The 18,522-nt window shown below is 68.3% G+C and carries 19 protein-coding genes; 13 read left to right on the top strand and 6 right to left on the bottom strand.

The window, feature by feature from the left end; genetic code table 11:
- Positions 1–11: 11 nt before the first annotated feature.
- The 3 genes from HUA75_RS32390 to HUA75_RS32380 all read left to right on the top strand — a co-directional run bounded on the left by HUA75_RS32390 (position 12) and on the right by HUA75_RS32380 (position 2,718).
- Positions 12–506, top strand: a complete 495-nt coding sequence (locus tag HUA75_RS32390; RefSeq protein ID WP_174488577.1) for a DUF3592 domain-containing protein — start codon at positions 12–14, stop codon at positions 504–506.
- An 89-nt stretch (positions 507–595) separates the two neighbouring features.
- Positions 596–1,537, top strand: a complete 942-nt coding sequence (locus HUA75_RS32385; RefSeq protein ID WP_141648107.1) for a hypothetical protein — start codon at positions 596–598, stop codon at positions 1,535–1,537.
- Positions 1,537–2,718 carry a tetratricopeptide repeat protein gene (locus HUA75_RS32380; RefSeq protein WP_141648108.1) on the top strand — a complete coding sequence of 394 codons (1,182 nt, stop codon included), beginning with the start codon at positions 1,537–1,539 and terminating at the stop codon, positions 2,716–2,718. Before HUA75_RS32385 ends, HUA75_RS32380 begins: the two co-directional genes overlap by 1 nt.
- A gap of 76 nt (positions 2,719–2,794) precedes the next feature.
- On the opposite strand, the gene HUA75_RS32375 is transcribed toward HUA75_RS32380, so the two are convergent.
- On the bottom strand, positions 2,795–3,163 hold the full coding sequence (locus tag HUA75_RS32375; protein WP_141648109.1) for a response regulator: 369 nt from the start codon (positions 3,161–3,163) through the stop codon (positions 2,795–2,797).
- Between the two features lie 74 nt (positions 3,164–3,237).
- Positions 3,238–4,596 carry a M24 family peptidase gene (locus tag HUA75_RS32370; RefSeq protein ID WP_174459935.1) on the bottom strand — a complete coding sequence of 453 codons (1,359 nt, stop codon included), beginning with the start codon at positions 4,594–4,596 and terminating at the stop codon, positions 3,238–3,240.
- A 170-nt stretch (positions 4,597–4,766) separates the two neighbouring features.
- Between HUA75_RS32370 and HUA75_RS32365 the strand changes: the two genes are divergently transcribed.
- Both HUA75_RS32365 and gyrA read left to right on the top strand, forming a co-directional pair.
- Positions 4,767–5,528 (top strand): M48 family metallopeptidase, encoded by a 762-nt coding sequence (locus tag HUA75_RS32365; protein WP_174488576.1) that lies wholly within the window; start codon positions 4,767–4,769, stop codon positions 5,526–5,528.
- Between the two features lie 233 nt (positions 5,529–5,761).
- A complete protein-coding gene (gyrA, locus tag HUA75_RS32360; protein WP_174457398.1) occupies positions 5,762–8,545 on the top strand; it encodes a DNA gyrase subunit A in 2,784 nt (927 codons plus the stop codon).
- Between the two features lie 78 nt (positions 8,546–8,623).
- Here gyrA and HUA75_RS32355 read toward each other — a convergent pair whose 3' ends face one another.
- The 3 genes from HUA75_RS32355 to HUA75_RS32345 form a co-directional block, all read right to left on the bottom strand.
- Positions 8,624–9,211, bottom strand: coding sequence for a hypothetical protein (locus HUA75_RS32355; RefSeq protein WP_174488575.1), 588 nt, complete (start codon positions 9,209–9,211; stop codon positions 8,624–8,626).
- A 136-nt stretch (positions 9,212–9,347) separates the two neighbouring features.
- Positions 9,348–10,184, bottom strand: a complete 837-nt coding sequence (locus HUA75_RS32350; protein ID WP_174488574.1) for a PfkB family carbohydrate kinase — start codon at positions 10,182–10,184, stop codon at positions 9,348–9,350.
- Between the two features lie 7 nt (positions 10,185–10,191).
- The gene (locus tag HUA75_RS32345; RefSeq protein ID WP_141647562.1) at positions 10,192–10,863 is read right to left on the bottom strand and encodes a nuclear transport factor 2 family protein; all 672 of its coding nucleotides are present in this window, start codon (positions 10,861–10,863) and stop codon (positions 10,192–10,194) included.
- A gap of 235 nt (positions 10,864–11,098) precedes the next feature.
- Here HUA75_RS32345 and HUA75_RS32340 point away from each other — a divergent pair, with 235 nt between their 5' ends.
- From HUA75_RS32340 to HUA75_RS32305, 8 genes are all read left to right on the top strand, one after another.
- Positions 11,099–12,082, top strand: coding sequence for an iron ABC transporter substrate-binding protein (locus HUA75_RS32340; protein WP_141647563.1), 984 nt, complete (start codon positions 11,099–11,101; stop codon positions 12,080–12,082).
- A gap of 10 nt (positions 12,083–12,092) precedes the next feature.
- Complete coding sequence (locus tag HUA75_RS32335; RefSeq protein WP_174488573.1) at positions 12,093–13,658, top strand: iron ABC transporter permease; 1,566 nt, start codon at positions 12,093–12,095, stop codon at positions 13,656–13,658.
- Between the two features lie 134 nt (positions 13,659–13,792).
- Positions 13,793–13,969: a hypothetical protein gene (locus HUA75_RS32330; protein WP_174488572.1), complete on the top strand. Its 177-nt coding sequence runs from the start codon at positions 13,793–13,795 to the stop codon at positions 13,967–13,969.
- Between the two features lie 35 nt (positions 13,970–14,004).
- A complete protein-coding gene (locus HUA75_RS32325) occupies positions 14,005–15,060 on the top strand; it encodes an ABC transporter ATP-binding protein (RefSeq protein WP_141647566.1) in 1,056 nt (351 codons plus the stop codon).
- 89 nt (positions 15,061–15,149) lie between these two features.
- The gene (locus HUA75_RS32320) at positions 15,150–15,455 is read left to right on the top strand and encodes a YkvA family protein (protein ID WP_246137681.1); all 306 of its coding nucleotides are present in this window, start codon (positions 15,150–15,152) and stop codon (positions 15,453–15,455) included.
- A gap of 113 nt (positions 15,456–15,568) precedes the next feature.
- On the top strand, positions 15,569–16,399 hold the full coding sequence (locus HUA75_RS32315) for an SDR family oxidoreductase (RefSeq protein ID WP_174488571.1): 831 nt from the start codon (positions 15,569–15,571) through the stop codon (positions 16,397–16,399).
- Between the two features lie 66 nt (positions 16,400–16,465).
- A complete protein-coding gene (locus HUA75_RS32310) occupies positions 16,466–17,137 on the top strand; it encodes a TIGR02269 family lipoprotein (protein WP_174459925.1) in 672 nt (223 codons plus the stop codon).
- A gap of 6 nt (positions 17,138–17,143) precedes the next feature.
- The gene (locus HUA75_RS32305; RefSeq protein ID WP_174488570.1) at positions 17,144–17,866 is read left to right on the top strand and encodes a double-CXXCG motif protein; all 723 of its coding nucleotides are present in this window, start codon (positions 17,144–17,146) and stop codon (positions 17,864–17,866) included.
- Here HUA75_RS32305 and HUA75_RS32300 read toward each other — a convergent pair.
- Complete coding sequence (locus HUA75_RS32300; protein ID WP_141647570.1) at positions 17,863–18,258, bottom strand: SRPBCC family protein; 396 nt, start codon at positions 18,256–18,258, stop codon at positions 17,863–17,865. The two genes, HUA75_RS32305 and HUA75_RS32300, sit on opposite strands and share 4 nt — an antisense overlap.
- Positions 18,259–18,522: the final 264 nt, after the last annotated feature.

The raw sequence follows: 18,522 nt of genomic DNA, 5'->3' as shown, positions 1-18,522 counted from the left end.
GTGTCCGCGCGGTGCGCGTGCTCTGGGTCGTCATCTGCGTCATCTGTGCGCTGCTCGCGGCGGTCGGCGGGGTCTTCGTGGTCGCCGGTCTCAAGGACGTCCTGAGGGCCCTGCGCTCCCGCCGCTGGCCCACCGTGCCTGGCACCGTCCTGGCCGCCGAGGAAGTGGAACACCGCCTCCCGGTTCCCGGCCAACCCGAGCCCCGCATCCATTACGAAGCCCGCGTCCAGTACGAGTACTCCGTGGGCCGCGTGCTGGTGGGCACCGCCACCTTGCGCGTGGACCCCACCGCGCGCACCAACCCCCAGGACGCCCAGGCCACCCTGCGTCGCTATCCGCCTGGACAGTCGGTCCGGGTCGCCTACAACCCACGGGACCCGACGGACGCGGTGCTGGAGCCCGGCGCCCATGGGCCCAGCTTCGTCCGGCTCGTCGTGGGGCTCGGGCTCGTAGGGGTGGGGGCCAGTATTCCGCTCATTGCCCGCTGGTTCATGGCGCGCCTGTAGGAAAAACTCCGTCCAGGACGCAACTGATCCACACAGCCCACGAGAATCCCTCACATTCTCTTTCGGTCGTCCCCGTTCCGAGGTCTTTCATGAGTGATCGCTCCATCCGCCGCGGTCAGCAGCCCCAGTCTCGGTCCACGCAGACCGCCCAGAACACGCCGGTGGTGAAGAACACGACCACGGAGAAGGTGGTCAAGGACACGAACACCGGCGTCCAGACGACCTTCCAGGACGGCCGCCTCCAGAGCCACTTCGAGCGTGAGAAGAGCACCACGCAGAACTGGAACACCAGCTACAGCACGGAGTCCCAGCACGAGTCCTCCGGGCGCGTGACGGGGCCCCTGGCGGGTCTGCTGGGTCAGATTCCGAAGGTCGGCATCGACGGCCAGTTCACCAAGGGCGCGGCGGTCAAGAAGTTCGAGGGCGGCTTCGGCGACGCGAACAGCGTGGCCCAGGGCTACGGCAAGATGAGCGTCCTCGAGGCGGAGCTGAAGGGCTCCGGCGAGGTCGGCATCGAGGGCGGCAAGCTGTTCGCCCGGGGTGACCTGGACGCGAAGGCCACGCTGGTGGACGCCGAAGGCACCCTGCGCGCGGGCGTCGGCCCGATTCAGGCGGAGCTCCAGGGCAAGGCCTGGGTGGGCGCCAAGGCGGGTCTCCACGGTGAAGTGACGCTGGACCCCATCAACGGCAAGTACGCGGCTCGTGTCGGCGGTGACGCCTTCATCGGCGCCCGCGCCGGTGTGACGGGCAACGTGAAGCTGGGCGACTTCGGCGGCGTCACCGGTCGCGCGGAGGCGTGGGCGGGTGTCGGTGTGTCGGCCCGTGCCGAGGCGAGCTGGGACAACGGCCGCTTCAAGGCGCGCGTGGACTTCGGCGCGGCGCTGGGCATCGGCTTCAAGCTGGGCTTCGACGTCGACATCAACTTCGGCAAGATCGCCGACGCGGTGAAGAGCGTCGTCGAGAAGCCGGTCGAAGTGGTCAAGAATGTGGTGAAGTCCGTCGGCAACTTCTTCAAGGGGCTGTTTGGCTGATGGCGGAGACCGCCAGGTACGACGCACTTCTCGCAGCCGGGGAGCTGGACCAGGCACGCCGTGAGGCCGAGGCCGCGCTCAAGCGCGATGCTTCGGACCTGGCGGCCCGGGTCGCGCTCGCCCGGCTCGCGGCATTCGATGGCAACGAGGCCCAGGCGGAGTCGTGGCTTCTGGGCCTGAGCGCGGAAGAGCCGGGCGTGCAGCTCGTCCGCGCCGCGCTCCTCACCCGACGCGGCGATGCGGCCGGCGCGCTGGCGCTCTACCGGAAGGTCGCGAAGGCGCAGCCCCAGCGTGCCGAGGCGTGGTTCGGCCAGGGCTACCTGCTGGCGGAAGCGGGCGACAACGCGGCGGCGCAGTCGGCGCTGGAGCGCGCGGTGAAGCTGGCTCCGGACGCGGGCATCCACCACTTCCACCTGGGGCGCGTGCTCTTCGCGCAGGAGAAGCTGAAGGACGGCTTCCACCACCTCCAGGAGTCCTTGCGCCTCAACCCGAGGCACGGGCCCAGCTACCTGGTGCTCGCGGTGGCGCTCCAGGCAGGTGGCGAGTTGGAAGCCGCCGAGGAGCTGCTCACCACGGGCCTGAAGGTCCTCCCGGACGACCCGTACCTGCTCAACGGGCTGTGCAACGTGCTGCTGGCGCGGGGCAACCTGCCCGGCGCGGTGAAGGCGGCGGAGACGCTGGCGCGCGTGGAGCCGGACAGCCCGGCGGCGCAGGGGAACCTGGCGCGGCTGCGCCTGGCGCAGGGCCGGCTGCCAGAAGCGCTGGAGCTGTGCCGGAAGCTGGCGTCGCGAGGCCAGGCCACCGCGCAGAGCCGCATGGTGGAGGGCATGGCGCTGGAGGCCACGGAGCCGGTGGACATCCCCGCCGCGCTGTCCGCGTGGCGCGAGGCCGTGAAGCTGTCCCCGGACGACTGGGCCCCCGCCAACAACCTGGGCAACCTCCTGATGCGCATCCCGGAGGATGAACTCCCGGGTGCCGGACAGCAGGCGCTGGAGGTGCTGGAAGAGGCGCATCGCCGCGCGCCGGAGCGTCCGGAGCCCCGGCTCAACCTGGCGGTGGTGCACGCGCGCCTGGGAGAGAAGGACCGCGCGAAGGCGCTCGCCCGCGAGCTGCTGGCGCTGCCCCGCCTCGCTCCTGAGTGGCGCGAGCAGGCCGAGCGACTCATCCAGGCGTTGGCCTGACGCGAGCGCATGAAACAGTGCCCGAGGCGATGTCGAGCCTCGGGCGCTTCCGACTGTCTCACCGTGTCGCGATGTTTCAGGCCGCGACGTTGGCGAGCTGTTTCATGAGCAGCCGAATCAGCTCCACCGGATGGATGGGTTTGGGCAGCAGCTCCGCGCCGTAGCGGATGGCGACGGGGATGAGGTCGTCGAGTTGCTCGTGTCCGGTGAGGAAGATGAAGGGCGCGTGGCACTCCTTCAGCTCTCGCATGGCGATGAGCACGTCCGCGCCATTCATCTCCGGCATGTTGTAGTCGCAGAGGATGGCGGAGATGTTCTCCAGGTCTTGCTGGAAGGCCGCCTCCGGAGACTGCACCGTCACCACGTGGTAGCCCGCGCTCTGGACGATGTCCGATACCAGCGAGAGCACGAACAAATCATCGTCGATTACCAGCACGGTCTGCATCGCGCTCTCCCGGCAAGCCCGGCTCATCCTATGAGCCGGGCCAGCCTGGAGGGTAGGGCGCGCGACGCAACTCGTCAGCGCGGCCTGGGAGCCGCAGGTCCCGATTGCCCCGGTGCGGGCGCGGAGGGAATGAGCACGAGGTCTTCCTGGGGAGGAATCAGGTACTCGGCGCCCGTCTCGGTGACGACGGCCATCTCCTCCACGGAGACGATGCGCTGCGCGTCCGGAGCGCCGTCCTGCCAGGCGAAGAAGCCGTCGAAGGCGAATACCTGTCCGGGGCGGACGATGCGCAGGGATTGTCCCTTCGCGGGCCTGGGCTTCGCGCCGCCGGAGAGGGCCGGGCCCACGTCGTGTGCCCAGTAGCCCACGGGATGACCGGTGCCCCACATGACGGGCTCGGAGCCCGCTTCGCGCATCCAGTCACGCTGGGCCTTGTCCACGTCCCACCCGGTGGCGCCGGGCTTGAGGGCCGCCAGGGCGATGCGGCTGCCCTTCTTGCCCTTCTCCCACTTCTCCAGCGCGTCCTTCGGCGGCTGCGTCTCACCCGGGGCCAGCACGTAGGCGAAGCGCTGGATGTCCGTCACCCACATGCCGCCCACTCGGATGCCGAAGTCCGTCTGGATGAAGTCACCCGGCTGGATGACGCGCTCGGTGGCGTGTGAGTGGCCTCGCGTGGGCCCGCTGTTGACGTTGGGGTTCTGGTCCGGTGCCCACGCGTCCCCCACGCCCAGCTCCGCCATGCGCTTCTTGAGGAAGCGCGCCACGTCCACGTCGCGCGTCTTGCCCGGCACCACGCTCTGGTACGCCTCCACCTCGAGCTGTGAGGTGAGCGCGGCGGCCTTGCGCAGGATGTCCACCTCCTCGGGCAGCTTCACGGAGAGCCACTCGGAGACGACGTCCTCGGCGGACACCAGCTTCTTGCGCTGAGCGGGGGACAGTGCCTTCTCCAGCGCGGTGCGCTGCGAGGAGGACAGCCCGTCCGCCACCGTCACCGCCGTGGAGGCGTTGATGGCGATGCGCGCGGGCTTCGCGGCGGCGAGCCTCGCGGCCACCTGCGCATAGAGGTCCACGCCGCGCTCCAGCGGAACGACTTCGTCCAGCGGCCCCACTTCGCGCAGCGCCGTGGCCTCGCCCGCCGGTGACAGCGCCACCGCGCGCACCGCGTCGCCCTGTCGAAGGAACAGGAAGGCCGCGGTGCCCCCCGCGTTCTCCCCGCCGACGTGGATGGCCAGCGGGTCATTGTCGTTCTCCCGGCAGAACACCACCCAGGCATCCACGTTGGCGCGGGCCATGGCCTGGGGCAGCAGCTTCTGGATGCGCTCCTTGCGGATGCGCGGCCAGGGGTCGCCAGTGACGACGGAGTCCCCGGCCGCGCCTGCCAGGGGCGCGGAGAGGAGCAGGGCGGAGAGGAGGGCGTGCCGGGCGCGCTTCATGCGTCGGAAATCCTTTCGGGGGAAGGCGCGGCCATCATCCCCGACCTCGTCCGCGCCGAGGACCGCCCCCATGTGAAGTCCTATCGAGCCCTTGTGAAGAAGCTCTCTGTCAGTCCAGACAAACCGGTGCGCGCAAGCGTCTGCGCCGTGGCTCGTTTAAGGTGATGACCATGGCCAAGAGCTCCTCCCGCAAGTCCGCCACGAAGGTGAAGGTGAAGAAGCCCGCCGCCCGTGCCGCTGCTCCCAGGAAGGGCAGGGCGAAAGCGAAGCCCGCCGCCGCTCGCACCCCGGCGCCCGTCGAGGCTCCTCCCATCGTCCTCGAAGCCGAGCCCGTCTTCACCGACGAGCCCGGAATCAACGCGCCCAAGGCGCTGCCCTCGGGCGAGGAGGGCAACGGCCGCGTGCTGCCCTTCGAAATCGACCCCAAGCGCATGGAAGAAGGGCTGCGCAAGCTCCAGGGCGAGGTCGTCCACTGGGCCAACAAGGGCCGCTACACCCGCGTGCGCTTCAAGTTCCGGGGCAAGCAGCTGCTCCCCGACCTTCCGCTGGCGGCCGTCGTCGCCGCGGAGGGCCTCACCTTCTACTGGGGCGGCATCCTGCGCGTGCTCATCGCCAACGTGGTGGGCCACAGTGTCTTCCAGGTGGAACTCGTGAATGACGCGGAGAAGCGCGTCCAGGCTGGCAAGGAGGCGCTGCTGTCGGGTGACGTGGACCAGGCGCTGACACTGTTCCGTGAGGCCGTGTCCATGGACCGGGATTCCGCCGCCGCGCACCTCAACGTGGGCGTGGCCCTCAAGCTGAAGGGAGACCGCGAGGGGGCGCTCGCCGCCTTCGAGAAGGCCCGGGCGAAGGACCCGGAGGGCCCACTGGGAACCGAGGCCGAGCGCCTGGCAGCCCCCCTGCGCCCCGCGGGGACCCAGCGCCCCGTCTGAGGCCTCCGAAGGGCCTGAATTTCTCGCGAAAAAGCGGGCTGAAACGAGGGGGTTCGAGCGTTCAGTAGGGGGCGCTTTTTCGCGCCCCTTCGACCTGTTATCGAACCACTTCGACCTCCGGGCGCTCACCCCTTCGTTTCCCCTGTTGACGTAGGGAAATCCAGGGGTTACGAACGCTCCCACACTGGATGGCGGCCCCTCGCGGGGTCCCTCCGCGACCACTCCCAGAGCCCATGGCCGACGACACTACCGACAAGCCGGCACCGCCCTCCCCGCCTCCGCCTCCCGACGGCGCCGGAGAGCTCATTCCCGTCAACATCGAAGACGAGATGCGCCGCTCGTATCTCGACTACTCGATGTCCGTCATCATCGGTCGCGCGCTGCCCGACGTCCGCGACGGCCTCAAGCCCGTGCATCGCCGGGTGTTGTTCGCGATGAACGACCTGTCGAACTACCACAACCGCCCGTACAAGAAGAGCGCGCGCGTGGTCGGTGACGTCATCGGTAAGTATCACCCGCACGGCGACTCATCCGTCTACGACGCCATGGTGCGCCTGGCGCAGCCGTGGAGCCTTCGCTACCTGCTGGTGGACGGCCAGGGCAACTTCGGCTCGGTGGACGGCGATATGCCGGCCGCCATGCGCTACACCGAAGCGCGCATGGACCGCCTGGCCGAGGAGCTGCTGGCGGACATCGACAAGGAGACCGTCGAGTTCGGCGCCAACTACGACGACTCCCTCCAGGAGCCGCTCGTGTTGCCGGCGCGCTTCCCCAACCTGCTCGTCAATGGCAGCAGCGGCATCGCGGTGGGCATGACCACCAACATCCCGCCGCACAACATGACGGAGGTCATCAGCGGGACGCTGCACCTCATCGACCACCCGACGTGCACCGTCCGGGACCTGATGGAGTTCATCACCGGCCCGGACTTCCCCACCGGTGCGTTCATCACCGGCCGCGAGGGCATCCACCGCGCCTACGAGACGGGCCGCGGGCAGATTACCGTGCGCGCCCGGTCGGAAATCGAGACGTCGAAGAAGGGTGACCGCGAGGCCATCATCTTCACGGAGATTCCGTACCAGGTGAACAAGGCGCGGCTCATCGAGAAGATCGCCGAGCTGGTGCGCGAGAAGAAGCTGGAGGGCATCAGCGACATCCGTGACGAGAGCGACCGTCAGGGCATGCGCATCGTCATCGAGCTGAAGCGCGATGCGATTTCGCAGGTGGTGCTCAACAACCTGTATGCCTCCACGGCGCTGGAGACGACCTTCGGCGCGGTGATGCTGGCCATCGACGGCGGCCAGCCGCGCACGCTGAACCTGAAGGAGATGCTGGACCGCTTCGTGGCGCACCGCCGCGACGTGGTGACGCGCCGCAGCCGCTACGAGCTGCGCAAGGCGATGGCGCGCATGCACATCGTCGAGGGCCTGCTGGTGGCCCAGGACCTCATCGACCTCGTCGTGAGCCTCATCCGCGCGTCCAGGGACCCGGATGAAGCGCGCTGGGGCCTGATGAACATCCTGTCGCCCACCCTCTACGAGCACGAGCGCTTCGCCAACCTCCAGCGCATCGACTACGCGAAGGCGAAGGCGCAGATGGAGATGCTCGTCTCGCGCGCGCGCAACGAGGAGCCCGCCTACCAGGGCCTGGCGCACAAGTACGAGGGCGCGGGCTTCAGCCAGGAGCAGGCGCAGAACATCCTCGAGATGCGCCTGCAGCGCCTCACCGGCCTGCAGCGCGAGGAGCTGTTCCGCGAGCTGATTGCCCTGGTGCGCGACGTGGCGCGCCTGCAGGACATCCTCGCCAACGAGCTCTCCCTGCTCACCGTCATCAAGACGGAGCTGATGGAGATTCGCGAGCGCTACGGCGACAAGCGCCGCACCGAAATCATCGGCGCGGTGGATGACATGACCAGCGAGGACCTCATCGCCGAGGAGACGATGGTCGTCACGCTGTCGCATACGGGCTACGTGAAGCGCTCGCCGCTGTCGGAGTACCGGGCGCAGAAGCGCGGTGGACGCGGCAAGACGGGCGCGGCGACGAAGGAAGACGACTTCGTCAGCAAGCTGTTCGTGGCCAGCACCCACGCGTACCTGATGCCGATTACGACCAAGGGCAAGCTGTACTCGCTCAAGGTGCACCAGATTCCGCAGGCCAGCCGCACGTCTCGCGGCAAGGCGATGGTGAACCTGGTGCAGTTCGGCGAGGGCGAGCGGCTGGCGCAGGTGTTGGTGACGCGCGACTTCCCGGAGAACCGGTACGTCTTCTTCGTGACGAAGAAGGGCGTGGTGAAGCGCACGGACCTGAGCGCGTTCGACAACGTCCGCTCCAGCGGCATCATCGCGCTGGGCATCGACGAGGGGGACGAGCTGGTGGCGGTGATGATTACCGACGGCACCAAGGACATCCTGTTGTCGACGGCGTCGGGCATGAGCATCCGCTTTCCGGAGACGGAGGTCCGCTCCATGGGCCGCCAGGCCTTCGGCGTGAAGGGAATCACGCTCGATGAGACCGACGAGGTGGTGGGCGCCGACGTGGTGGAGAACGACTCCGCCATCCTCACCGTGACGGAGAATGGCTACGGCAAGCGGACGGAGGAGTCCGAGTACCGGCAGCAGGGCCGTGGCGGCAAGGGCATCATCGACATCAAGGCCACCGAGCGGAACGGCAAGGTGGTGGGCCTGCTCCAGGTGAAGGAGTCCGACGAGGTGATGCTCGTCACCAACGGCGGCATGCTCATCCGCATGAAGGTGCGGGAAATCTCCGTCATCGGCCGCAACACGCAGGGCGTGCGGCTGATTGCGCTGGAGAACGACCAGGAGAAGGTGATGGCCCTCTCCAAGCTGCCCGAGGGCGAGGAGTCCGAGGAGGAGACGACGCCTCCGGCCGAGGTCGCTGGCGCCACGGACGTGGCTGCCGAGCCGTCCGCGTCCGAGCCCGCCGCGTCCGAGCCGGAGGAGCCCACCGAGGCGCCCGTGGCCGATGAGGGCGGTGGCTCCGAGGAGCCGCAGGCCTGACGTTGGCTTGAGCCGAGACGTTTCAGCCCCTCTCTCCCGCGCTGGGAGGGAGGGGCTTTTTCATGCGGGATGCCGTGGCTAGAGCAGGCCGGTGAGGGAGAGGGTCGCCAGGCCACTCAGTCGAGACAGTCCCTCAGGGCTGTCGCAGGCGGCCAGGTCCGTGGAGAGGTAGGTCGTGGTCCTCGTGACGGTGGCACCCTCGAACTTGCCCGACTCCACCGTTCCCACGTTCGTCAGGACGGCGAGGTTGCCATTGATTTGCGACGACACGCGCGTCTGAATCAGCGTCGAGGTCTCTCCCGTGTTCCAGGTGATGACAGAGGTCGAGGAGCCGATGCTCAACAGGTCCATGCAGGAGAAGCCGGGCCTGAAGCTGCGGATGGTGTTGGTGCCGGAGGTCACCGCTCCTCCCAGCAAGGAGATGCAGTTGGAATAGACAGTCGTGGAGACGACGGTGACGTCCTGCTCCACGTTCTTGAGGGGCGGCGAATAGTTGATGGCCGCCGAGCCGACAAGGCATTCGACGAGCGTCAGCAATGGCTGCTCCGAGTGGACCAGCTCTCCCTGGGGAGAGGGAGGCTGTTCGCGCCCATCCTCACCGCAGGCCGCGAGCACGGCGACAACCAGCATCGAGATGGCAACGGCACTTCGTGAACCGTGGTGCATGTCTGACTCCTGGTGGTTTGTTGGCGGCACACTATCCACCGTGTCGCCGTGCGAATCTCAGACATTCATGAGCAGGATTTGCACTCGAGCAGGTGGAGCGCAGCCACGAACGACGCGAGCAGAATGTTCCAGGCAGTCAGCGCAGCGCCGCGGGCAATCGCGACACATCCAACCTGGGCACGCCGACCTGGGTCACCGCCTGCGCGCCGAACCAGTTGGCCAGCTCCGCGCAGCGCGCGAGCGACTCCCCGCGCAGCAGCCCCAGGGTGAAGCCCGCGAGGAAGCAGTCTCCCGCGCCTGTCGGGTCCACCTCCTCCACGGGCCAGGACGGCACCTGGAGCGTGTCTCGCGCGGTCAGCACCGTGCATCCCTTCGCGCCTCGCGTCACCACTAGACACGTCTTCGCGCGCACGGCGTCGAGGTCCAGCACACGCGCCTCCTCCTCGCTCGCCTTGAGCACGTGCAGGTGCCCCAAGAGCGCCGCGAAGGGCGTGTCCTCGAGTCTCTGATTGAGCACGCGGCCGTGTTCATCCAGGGTCCGCAGCAGCCCCTGCGCATCCGCCAGCACCTGTGTCGCGTGCTGGGACATCCGGATGAGCGTCTCGGGCAGCACCTCCCCCATGACTCCACAAGCGAGCGCCACCCGCGCGTCGAAGATGATGTCCTTGGGGCGGATGGGGGCGGCGCGCGCACCCACTCGCAGCACCCGCTCCTCCTGGCTCAGGTCCGCGATGAACCGCGTGGTGCGCGTGCCCGGGACGATGAGCGGCGGATACCGCACGCGGTCCGCATAGGCGAAGTCCTCGCCCGCGACCGCTACCACCGCATGGTCCACACCCATGGCCTCGAACACCGAGGAGATGTACGCCGCCGAACCCCCGAGCGTGTGCACCGTGTCCCCCGGGCCTCGCGACAACACGTCATGGCAGTAGTTGCCCACCACCAGCGCATCGCACGAGGACCTGGGAGGCATGGCGGGCCTACTTGCGAGTGAAGCTCGCCGGCACGGGCGCGCCCGCGGACTTCTCATCCGTCCACGAAATGTGCAGCACCCACCAGCGCTGGCCGTCGAAGATGAGCTGTACGTTGTTGATGCCACGGGAGAACGGCTGGCTCTCGGGCGACTCGCGGGACTCGTACGCGCTCAACACGTTGACCAGGTCTCCATAGCCGGCGACCTGCCGATGCGTCTCCTTCTCGAAGAAGCCTCGCGTCTTGAAGAGCTCCTCACTGAAGGCCGCGTAGTCGTCGGGGGTGATGGGCGCGACACCCGGAAGGCCACCGGGCCTGGCGCGCTGGACGGAGACCAACTGCGCGCCGGGATAGAAGAGGGAGCGGAAGCGCTGCCAGTCACGCGGCTTGCCCGCGGGTCCGCTGATGACGTCGTAGAGCGCGGCGAGCAGCCCGTCCTGCGTCTTCACGTCCTCGGGGCGCGCCTGGGGCATCTTCTGGAGCGCGACCTGGGTCTTCTCCGCCGACAGCTTCATCGGGTTGGGCATCGCGGACTTGGGAGCGGAGGGGGGACTCGCGGGCGCCTGTGGCTTCGCGGCGGGACTTCCCGTCGCGGGGGCGGGCGCGGCGGAAGGCTGGGCAAACGACGGAGCCGCGAGCAACAGGGTCGCGGCGCACACTGCGGTGTACAGACGATGCATGGGATGAACCTCCAAGACGTCAAGGAAGCACCGCGCGGCAGATTAACCTGACGTCCGTGGAACTGTCTGATGCCGCGCGCGGTCCGGAGTCGATGTTCGCGCTTCGACAGTCCGTGCAGGCAACACGGAGGGCCGGGGCCCGCTTCCCGAGGGCCGCCTCCAGGGCCTCGCGAGGCGCCCTCGGGAGCATGCAACGGGTGGAACCGTGCGGGCGTGTCCGTTAGGGTGCCGCGCCATGATGCGCAAACTCCTTTTGACCCTGCTGTTGTCCGTGTCCTCCACCGCGCTGGCGGCCGAGACGCTCACCGTCTACTCCGGCCGCAACGAGAAGCTGGTGGGGCCGCTGCTCAAGAAGTTCACCGAGAAGACGGGCATCGAGGTGAAGGTGCGCTACGGAGAGACGCCGCAGCTCGCCGCCACGCTGCTGGAGGAGGGTGACAAGACTCCGGCGGACGTGTTCTTCGCGCAGGACGCGGGAGCGCTCGGCGCGCTGGGCAACGCGGGCCGGCTCCAGGCGCTGCCCAAGGCGACACTGGACAAGGTGGACGCGCGCTTCCGCTCGCCGACGGGGCTGTGGGTGGGCACCAGTGGACGAGCGCGCGTGGTGGCCTACAACACGAAGAAGGTGAAGCCGGCGGACCTGCCCAAGAGCATCCTCGGCTTCACGGATGCGAAGTGGAAGGGCCGGCTGGGCTGGGCGCCCACCAACGCCTCCTTCCAGGCGTTCGTCACCGCGCTGCGGCTGCTCAAGGGCGACGAGGCGGCGACCGCGTGGCTCAAGGGCATCCAGGCCAACGAGCCGCGCGTCTACAAGAACAACGCGGCCGTCGTCGAGGCGCTGGGCCGTGGTGAAATCGACGCGGGCTTCGTCAATCACTACTACCTGTACGCCGCGAAGAAGAGCAACGCGGAGCTGCCGGTGGCCAACTACTTCGTCGCGGCGGGAGACCCGGGCGCGTTGGTGAACGTGGCGGGCGTGGGCATCCTCCAGGGGACGAAGCAGGTGGACAACGCGCACAAGTTCGCCGCGTTCCTGCTGGAGCCGGAGGCGCAGACGTACTTCTCGCAGGAGACGTATGAGTACCCGCTGGTGAAGGGCGTGAAGACGGCGGAGGCGCTGCCGTCGCTCGCGAAGGTGGGCTCGCCCGACCTGGACCTGTCCAGGCTCGACGACCTGCGCGGCACGGTGAAGCTGCTCCAGGACACCGGCGTCCTCTGAGGCCAGCGAAGTGACGCGTCGTCCTCCGGGGTGGTTGCTGGTATCGGGGCTGGTGGTCGCCGCGCTCGCGGTGCTGCCAGCGGTGTATCTGGGCGTTCGCGCGGCGGAAGCCGATGCGGACACGTGGGCCCTGCTCTGGCGTGACAAGACGTGGGGCCTGTTGTGGCGCACGCTGGGGCTCGCGGTGGCGGTGACCGCTTGTGCCGCCCTCGTGGCGCTGCCGCTGGCGTGGCTCACCACGCGAACGGACCTCCCGGGACGACGCGGCTGGACGGTGTTGTTGTGCGTGCCGCTCGCGGTGCCCACCTTCGTCAGCGGCTACGTGCTGCTGGCGACGTTCGGCAACGGGGGTGTGTTGGAGGAACCGCTGTCGCGCTGGGGGCTGCCGGTGCCCTCGGTGTATGGCTTTCCCGGCGCGCTCCTGGCGCTGACGGTGTCCACGTATCCGTATCTCTTCCTCGCGCTGCGCGCGGGCTTGCTCTCGCAGGACCCCGCCTGGCTGGAGGGCGCGCGCAGTCTGGGCATGAGTCCGGCGCGAGCCTTCTGGAAGGTGACGGCGCCGCTGTTGCGTCCGGCCTTCGTGTCCGGCGCGCTGCTCGTCGGGCTGTATGTGTTGTCGGACTTCGGCGCGGTGGCGCTGCTCCAGTACGACGCCTTCTCGCGCGCCATCTACGTCCAGTACGAGGGCGCGTATGACCGGACCTATGCCGCGCTGCTGGGACTGGCGCTGGTGGTGGTGACGGCGGCCGTGCTGGTGCTGGAGGTTCGCCTGCGAGGACGCGCGGGCTATCACCGCAGCGCGAAGGGGGCCGCGCGGGTGTCCGCGCCCGTGTCGCTGGGGCGTTGGCGACTGCCGGCGTTGCTGTTGTGTGGCGCGGTGGTGGCGGTGGGCGTGGTGCTGCCGGTGGGCGTGCTCGTGTACTGGGGCGTGCGGGGGCTGGTGGGGGAGAGCGCGTCGATGATGGCGCCGGCGCTCGGCTCGGTGCTCGCGTCGGTGCTGGGCGCGGTGGCGTCGGTGCTGGGCGCGTTGCCGCTGGCCTTCCTCGCGGTGCGATATCCGGGACGGCTCACCCTGGCGATGGAGCGAGTCTCCTACGTGGGTTATGCGCTGCCGCCCATCGTGCTGGCGCTGTCGCTCGTCTTCCTGGGGGTGCGCGCGCTGCCGTTCCTCTACGGCACGCTGGCGATGCTGGTGCTGGCGTACGTGGTGCGCTTCCTGCCGCAGGCGGTGGGCACGGTGCGCTCGGCGCTGCTCCAGCTCAATCCCCATCTGGCGGAGGCCGCCACGTCGCTGGGGCAGTCTCCTCCGGCGGTGTTCCGTCGCGTCACCGCGCCGCTCTTGCGTCCCGGCTTGCTTGCGGGCGCGGCGCTCGTCTTCCTCACGGCGATGAAGGAGCTGCCGGCCACGCTGCTGTTGGCGCCCATCGGTTTCGAGACGCTCGCGACGCGCGTGTGGGGTGCCACGGCGGAGGGCCGCTTCGCGGAGGCCGCGCTGCCCGCGCTGGTGCTGATGGCCATCTCCGCGTTGGGTGTGGGGCTGCTCGTGTCGCAGGAGGGCGACGCGCCACGGGGCTGACGCATGTGCCCTCATGCGTCGCGATTTTCGAGGCGCGGGACGCGTAGACGATGGCTCGCTGGAGGTGCTGGGGCCCTCTCCTCGGGCAACATCGTGAACAACGACCCCGCGGCTACGGCAAGCCGAAGACGGCCGTGCGCAAGCCGGCGCGGAGCAGGCTCTCGGGCCCGAACGTCTTCGACTCGCGGTGGGCGGCGCACAAGGAGGCCGCCCTGCCGGAGGTGCTGGCGGACGGCATCGTCTCCCTCGTCGACGAGGACGTGAAGGTGGACGTCGAGAAGCGGATGGCAGCTCGGCCGCCCTGGAAGTAGCGGCGGAACGCGGTAGGGTGCGCGGCGCCTTCGCCATGTCCCTGCTCACGCTCGACGCCCTGTCCCTTCGCTACACGCCCAGCGGCACCGCCGCCGTGGATGGCCTGTCATTGTCGGTGGAGCCCGGCGAGGTGGTGGCCCTGCTCGGCCCCTCTGGCTGCGGCAAGACGACGACGCTGCGACTGGTGGCGGGCTTCGAGCGTCCCGGTGCGGGCACCCTGACCCTGGACGGCCGCGTGCTGGTGGGCCCCGGCGCCTTCGTGCCTCCGGAGCAGCGCAGCGTGGGCATGGTGTTCCAGGACTACGCCCTGTTCCCGCACCTGTCCGTGCTGGAGAACGTGACGTTCGGCCTGTCGAAGCTGTCGCGGCGCGAGGCGGAGGACAAGGCGCGCGCCATGCTGACGCTGTTCGGCCTGGGCGAGTTCGCCTCGCGCATGCCGCACTCGCTCTCTGGAGGTCAGCAGCAGCGCGTGGCGCTCTCGCGTGCATTGGCGCCAGGGCCGCGCGTGCTGTTGTTGGACGAGCCCTTCTCCAGCCTGGACAGCGGGCTGCGTGCCTCCACGCGCATCGAGGTGCGCCGCGTGCTCAAGTCGCTGGGGGCCACGGTGGTGCTCGTCACGCACGACCAGGGCGAGGCGATGGCCTTCGCGGACCGGTTGGCCGTCATGCGCGCGGGCAAGGTGGAGCAGGTGGGCACGCCCGAGTCCGTCTACTCCGCGCCGCGCACGGCCTTCGTCGCGTACTTCCTGGGCGGCACGAATCTATTGCCCGGCATGGGTTTCGGCGGTGGAGCGCGGACGGTGTTGGGCAACCTTCCGGTGATGGGGCAGGCGAAGGGCAAGGTGCTGTTGTCGTTGCGCCCGGAGTCACTGCGGCTGGTGCCGGACACGGATTCGGTGGCGGTGGGCGGAGCCCTGCGCGCGGAGGTGCTGTCGCGCGAGTTCCAGGGCCCCAGCGCCGAGTACACCGTGGCCTGTGGTGGCATGGAGCTGGTGGTGCGTGGGGCGCCGGAGCTTTCGCTGCGGCCGGGAGACCGGGCGCGGCTGGAAATCGTGGGGAAGGCGGGCGTGCTGGCGGACAGTCCGGATTAGGTTGGCTGTCCTCCGGGCAGGCAGGCGGCGTACGCTGGGGGTGGCTCCCGGGGTGCAATCACCCGGCCTCCCCGTGCGTAGAGGTGGGTATGAACATCGCAGGTCTTCGTGGCATGGGCACCCGCTTCTTTCAGTACGTGAGGGACCCTCGCGTGGCGCTCTGGCGGAAGCTGGCCGGAGTGGTAGCGGTGGTCTACTTCCTGTCGCCGGTGGACGCGGTGCCGGACTTCATCCCCGTGTTGGGCTGGTTGGATGACCTGGGCATGTTGTCCGCGGCGGCGTTCTTCATGGTGCGCGAGGTTCAGCGCTACCGGCCCGAGCAGCCCTGGGACGGCGTCCCGAGGGATGCGGAGGGGCAGGAGCGCGTGCCTCCCACCGTGCGAAAGCACGTCTGACCCGGAAAGTTCCGCCCGGAATTCCTGACTCCAGCAGTGTCCCGGGAATGTGACGCCACGCGTCCGCGAGTTCCCGTGGTGCGCGCGGAGGGGACGCGGAATCATGGGCGTGCATGGACACGTCCCAGGGCAGCAAGGTGGTCCTCGTCACGGGAGCCTCCTCGGGTATCGGCGAGGCCTGCGTCGAGCTGCTGACGGTGCGCAAGCACATCGTCTACGGCACCAGCCGTCAGCCCTCGGTGCGGGAGTCGGTGGGCTACCGGATGCTGGAGATGGACGTGACGCAGGATGCGTCCGTGCGCCGCGCGGTGGAGATGGTGCTGGCGCGTGAGGGCCGCATCGACGTGGTGGTGAACAACGCGGGCCATGCGTTGGCGGGAGCGGTGGAGGACACCTCCATGGAGGAGGCGTGGCGGCAGCTCGACACCAACGTGTTGGGCGTGTTGCGCGTCTGCCAGGCGGTGTTGCCGTCCATGCGCGAGCGGCGCTCTGGCCGCATCATCAACATCAGCTCATTGGGTGGGGCGGTGGGGTTGCCGTTCCAGGGTTTCTACAGCGCGAGCAAGTTCGCGTTGGAGGGGCTGACGGAGAGCCTGCGCCAGGAGGTGGAGGCGTTTGGCATCCACGCCACGCTGGTGCAGCCGGGGGACGTGCGCACGCGGCTGACGGACAACCGGGTGCGCGCGGCGGCGTCTGGCGAGGGCTCGGCGTATCAGGAGTCCTTCGAGAAGGTGTTGGCCATCATCGAGAAGGAGGAGCGCGAGGGCGTGCCTTCCGAGGACGTGGCGCGGCGGGTGCTGGAGGTGATGGAGGTGGAGGCGCCTGACGTGCGGTACTCGGTGGGGAAGCTCGCGCAGCGCGCGGCCCTGGTGGCGAAGGCACTGCTGCCCGCGAAGACCTTCGAGGGCATCCTGATGTCCATGTATGGTTTGAAGCGGCGCTGAGCGCTCAATCCCTGACGCGGCGCCGGTAAGGGCCACGACAGACCAGGGTGGTAGGTTTTGTCGCCTATGCGAGTCCCTTGCGCGTTCTGGCTGTCGCTGCTCGTCGTGTCCTGGTTGGGCTGTTCCACTGGCGGAAGGCCTCCCCTGCAGCAGGCATGGGATGAGGCCGAGGTGGAGTGCGACGACCCTGGGGAGGACAAGTGCGTCACCCTGCTGTGCCTGGATGACGCCTGTGGCTTCTATCCGTGTGAAGACATGCCGGGAGCAATCGTGGAGGCGCGCTTCCCGCCCTCCCGTCCGCCAGCGGCTGCTGCCGCGCCGGGCAGTGGGCCTCGGAGGAACTGGGGCGGAGCACAGAACCTCCCGCGTGGCGCCGTCATGACGTTTCCCAATTGGAATGGCGCCCCCGCGCGGATCATTCCTCCGTCACATCAGCTTACGGCCGGCCGTTGGGAGAAGCACCACATCTTCCCGCAGGAACAAAGGCTTCAAGATTGGTTCGTGCGTCAGGGCGTCAAGATCCATGACTACACCATGCCCATCCCGCGCGATCTTCATCAACGAATTCACAATGTGGGAGGACACGGAGGGCAGTGGAATGAGGCGTGGCGGGTCTTCATCAGGAGCAAGCCTGGCGCCTCACCAGAAGAGATTTTCAAGCACGCTGGGGAACTCATCTACCGTTTCCAGCTCATCGGTGGCCCCATCCGACCGTACTATTCCAAGCCAGGAGCGTGATGGCGGATGCCGCGATTTTTCTGGGTGGATGAGGACTACGCCGTTACTGCGAAGTACCGGGGGTACGTGGATGCATCGCACCGATGGCATCTGCCGGGCTTGTTGAAGTGCCCCATGTGCGGAGCAACATGGGGAGGCCTGGGGCACCACTTCCCCGGCGTGGACCTGACACAACTGCCAGAGCATCGCGAGTTCGAGAAGGCCCGACCCGAGCCCCTTCCGGAATTCACGCGCCTTCGCGAACGGGTGCGCCCCCTGGTGCCTCCCCATGCCGCGCTACCTCCGGGCACGAGCTTCGGCCCGTTGGTGGGTACTTCGTCCGGAAAGCTCCCGGATTTCGTGTGGCTCCTCGATGTGCTGCTGCTTGACCAAGAGATGGTTGAGCAACTCCAGGTCGGAGGACTGCAAGGGCTTCAGGCCTTCCCGACGGCTCTGCGCTTCAAACAGAAGAACCCACCGGACCTGTTGGAACTCCAGGTGGACCCGCACGGCATTCTGCATGCCGACTGCATCCCGCCAGAGGAACCCCCTCCGTGCGCGACCTGTGGTCGAGTCGGCTTCAGTCGGCCCGACGAACCCATCCTGGACGCGGCCTCGCTGCCTCCGGAACTGGACCTGTTCCGATTGGCGAACTTCGCGACGATGGTTATCGGCACAGAGCGATTCAGGGACGCCGTGGTCCGGCTCGGCCTGGACGGCCTCACCTTCCGCGAACTCCCGACGCGTTAGCGGGCCTTGTCGAGCGCCTGCTTCATGGCGGCCATGCCTTCCTCAATCATCGGGCCGACGACGGCGCTGGCCTCGTGGGGCAGGAAATCCGCGGTCCACACGACCCGGCTCCCCGTGCCCTCCGTGAAGACCTGGACCGCTCCGTTGTAGTGGGTCAGCGGTCCACCCTCCGCGCCCCACACGAGGCGCCGTCCCTCGTCGTCCACCGTCACGATGGGCTCCTTGACCACCATTCCATTGCGGAAGGTGACCACGCGGGCCCCGGGCTCCAGGCGCGTGTCGACCACGAACCCGGGAACCAGTCTCGTGTGGAGCGCACCGATGTCGCGGATTGCATCCCAGACAAACTCGGGCGTGGCGCGGGTCGTGATTTCTTTCCGGATGGAAGCCATGTCGTGTGCTCCTGAGGTGAGCCCTGCTTCTAGGAGGTGCTCGCCAGCTTCTCTTGGAGAATCTTGCGGCCCTCCAGGACCTTCGAGGGCTGCCCTCTGTCCATGCGTGAACTGAAGTAGCACCAGTCGCGCACCCGTGCCTGTCAACCCCTGGCAAGGGGTACGGCTCAAAAGACAAGCACTCTTCGCGAGTCCAGTTTCGGGATGGTTTTTGTAACTGGATGATGGAACTCTTCTGCTCCCCCACGAGCCCAGGAGCTCGCC

It is taken from the genome of Myxococcus sp. CA040A (assembly GCF_013336725.1).
Lineage (GTDB): Bacteria > Myxococcota > Myxococcia > Myxococcales > Myxococcaceae > Myxococcus > Myxococcus llanfairpwllgwyngyllgogerychwyrndrobwllllantysiliogogogochensis.
Note: the sequence above shows the minus strand (reverse complement) of the source record. Positions and strands in the feature narration are given on the sequence as shown.

Excerpts from the sequence above, each read along its gene's own strand:
- HUA75_RS32370 (WP_174459935.1), bottom strand. The coding sequence starts at position 4,596 with ATGAAGCGCGCCCGGCACGCCCTCCTCTCCGCCCTGCTCCTCTCCGCG.
- HUA75_RS32340 (WP_141647563.1), top strand. The coding sequence starts at position 11,099 with ATGATGCGCAAACTCCTTTTGACCCTGCTGTTGTCCGTGTCCTCCACC.
- HUA75_RS32385 (WP_141648107.1), top strand. The coding sequence starts at position 596 with ATGAGTGATCGCTCCATCCGCCGCGGTCAGCAGCCCCAGTCTCGGTCC.
- gyrA (WP_174457398.1), top strand. The coding sequence starts at position 5,762 with ATGGCCGACGACACTACCGACAAGCCGGCACCGCCCTCCCCGCCTCCG.
- HUA75_RS32380 (WP_141648108.1), top strand. The coding sequence starts at position 1,537 with ATGGCGGAGACCGCCAGGTACGACGCACTTCTCGCAGCCGGGGAGCTG.
- HUA75_RS32355 (WP_174488575.1), bottom strand. The coding sequence starts at position 9,211 with ATGCACCACGGTTCACGAAGTGCCGTTGCCATCTCGATGCTGGTTGTC.
- HUA75_RS32350 (WP_174488574.1), bottom strand. The coding sequence starts at position 10,184 with ATGCCTCCCAGGTCCTCGTGCGATGCGCTGGTGGTGGGCAACTACTGC.
- HUA75_RS32315 (WP_174488571.1), top strand. The coding sequence starts at position 15,569 with ATGGACACGTCCCAGGGCAGCAAGGTGGTCCTCGTCACGGGAGCCTCC.
- HUA75_RS32320 (WP_246137681.1), top strand. The coding sequence starts at position 15,150 with ATGAACATCGCAGGTCTTCGTGGCATGGGCACCCGCTTCTTTCAGTAC.
- HUA75_RS32310 (WP_174459925.1), top strand. The coding sequence starts at position 16,466 with ATGCGAGTCCCTTGCGCGTTCTGGCTGTCGCTGCTCGTCGTGTCCTGG.
- HUA75_RS32375 (WP_141648109.1), bottom strand. The coding sequence starts at position 3,163 with ATGCAGACCGTGCTGGTAATCGACGATGATTTGTTCGTGCTCTCGCTG.
- HUA75_RS32365 (WP_174488576.1), top strand. The coding sequence starts at position 4,767 with ATGGCCAAGAGCTCCTCCCGCAAGTCCGCCACGAAGGTGAAGGTGAAG.
- HUA75_RS32345 (WP_141647562.1), bottom strand. The coding sequence starts at position 10,863 with ATGCATCGTCTGTACACCGCAGTGTGCGCCGCGACCCTGTTGCTCGCG.
- HUA75_RS32305 (WP_174488570.1), top strand. The coding sequence starts at position 17,144 with ATGCCGCGATTTTTCTGGGTGGATGAGGACTACGCCGTTACTGCGAAG.
- HUA75_RS32325 (WP_141647566.1), top strand. The coding sequence starts at position 14,005 with ATGTCCCTGCTCACGCTCGACGCCCTGTCCCTTCGCTACACGCCCAGC.
- HUA75_RS32300 (WP_141647570.1), bottom strand. The coding sequence starts at position 18,258 with ATGGCTTCCATCCGGAAAGAAATCACGACCCGCGCCACGCCCGAGTTT.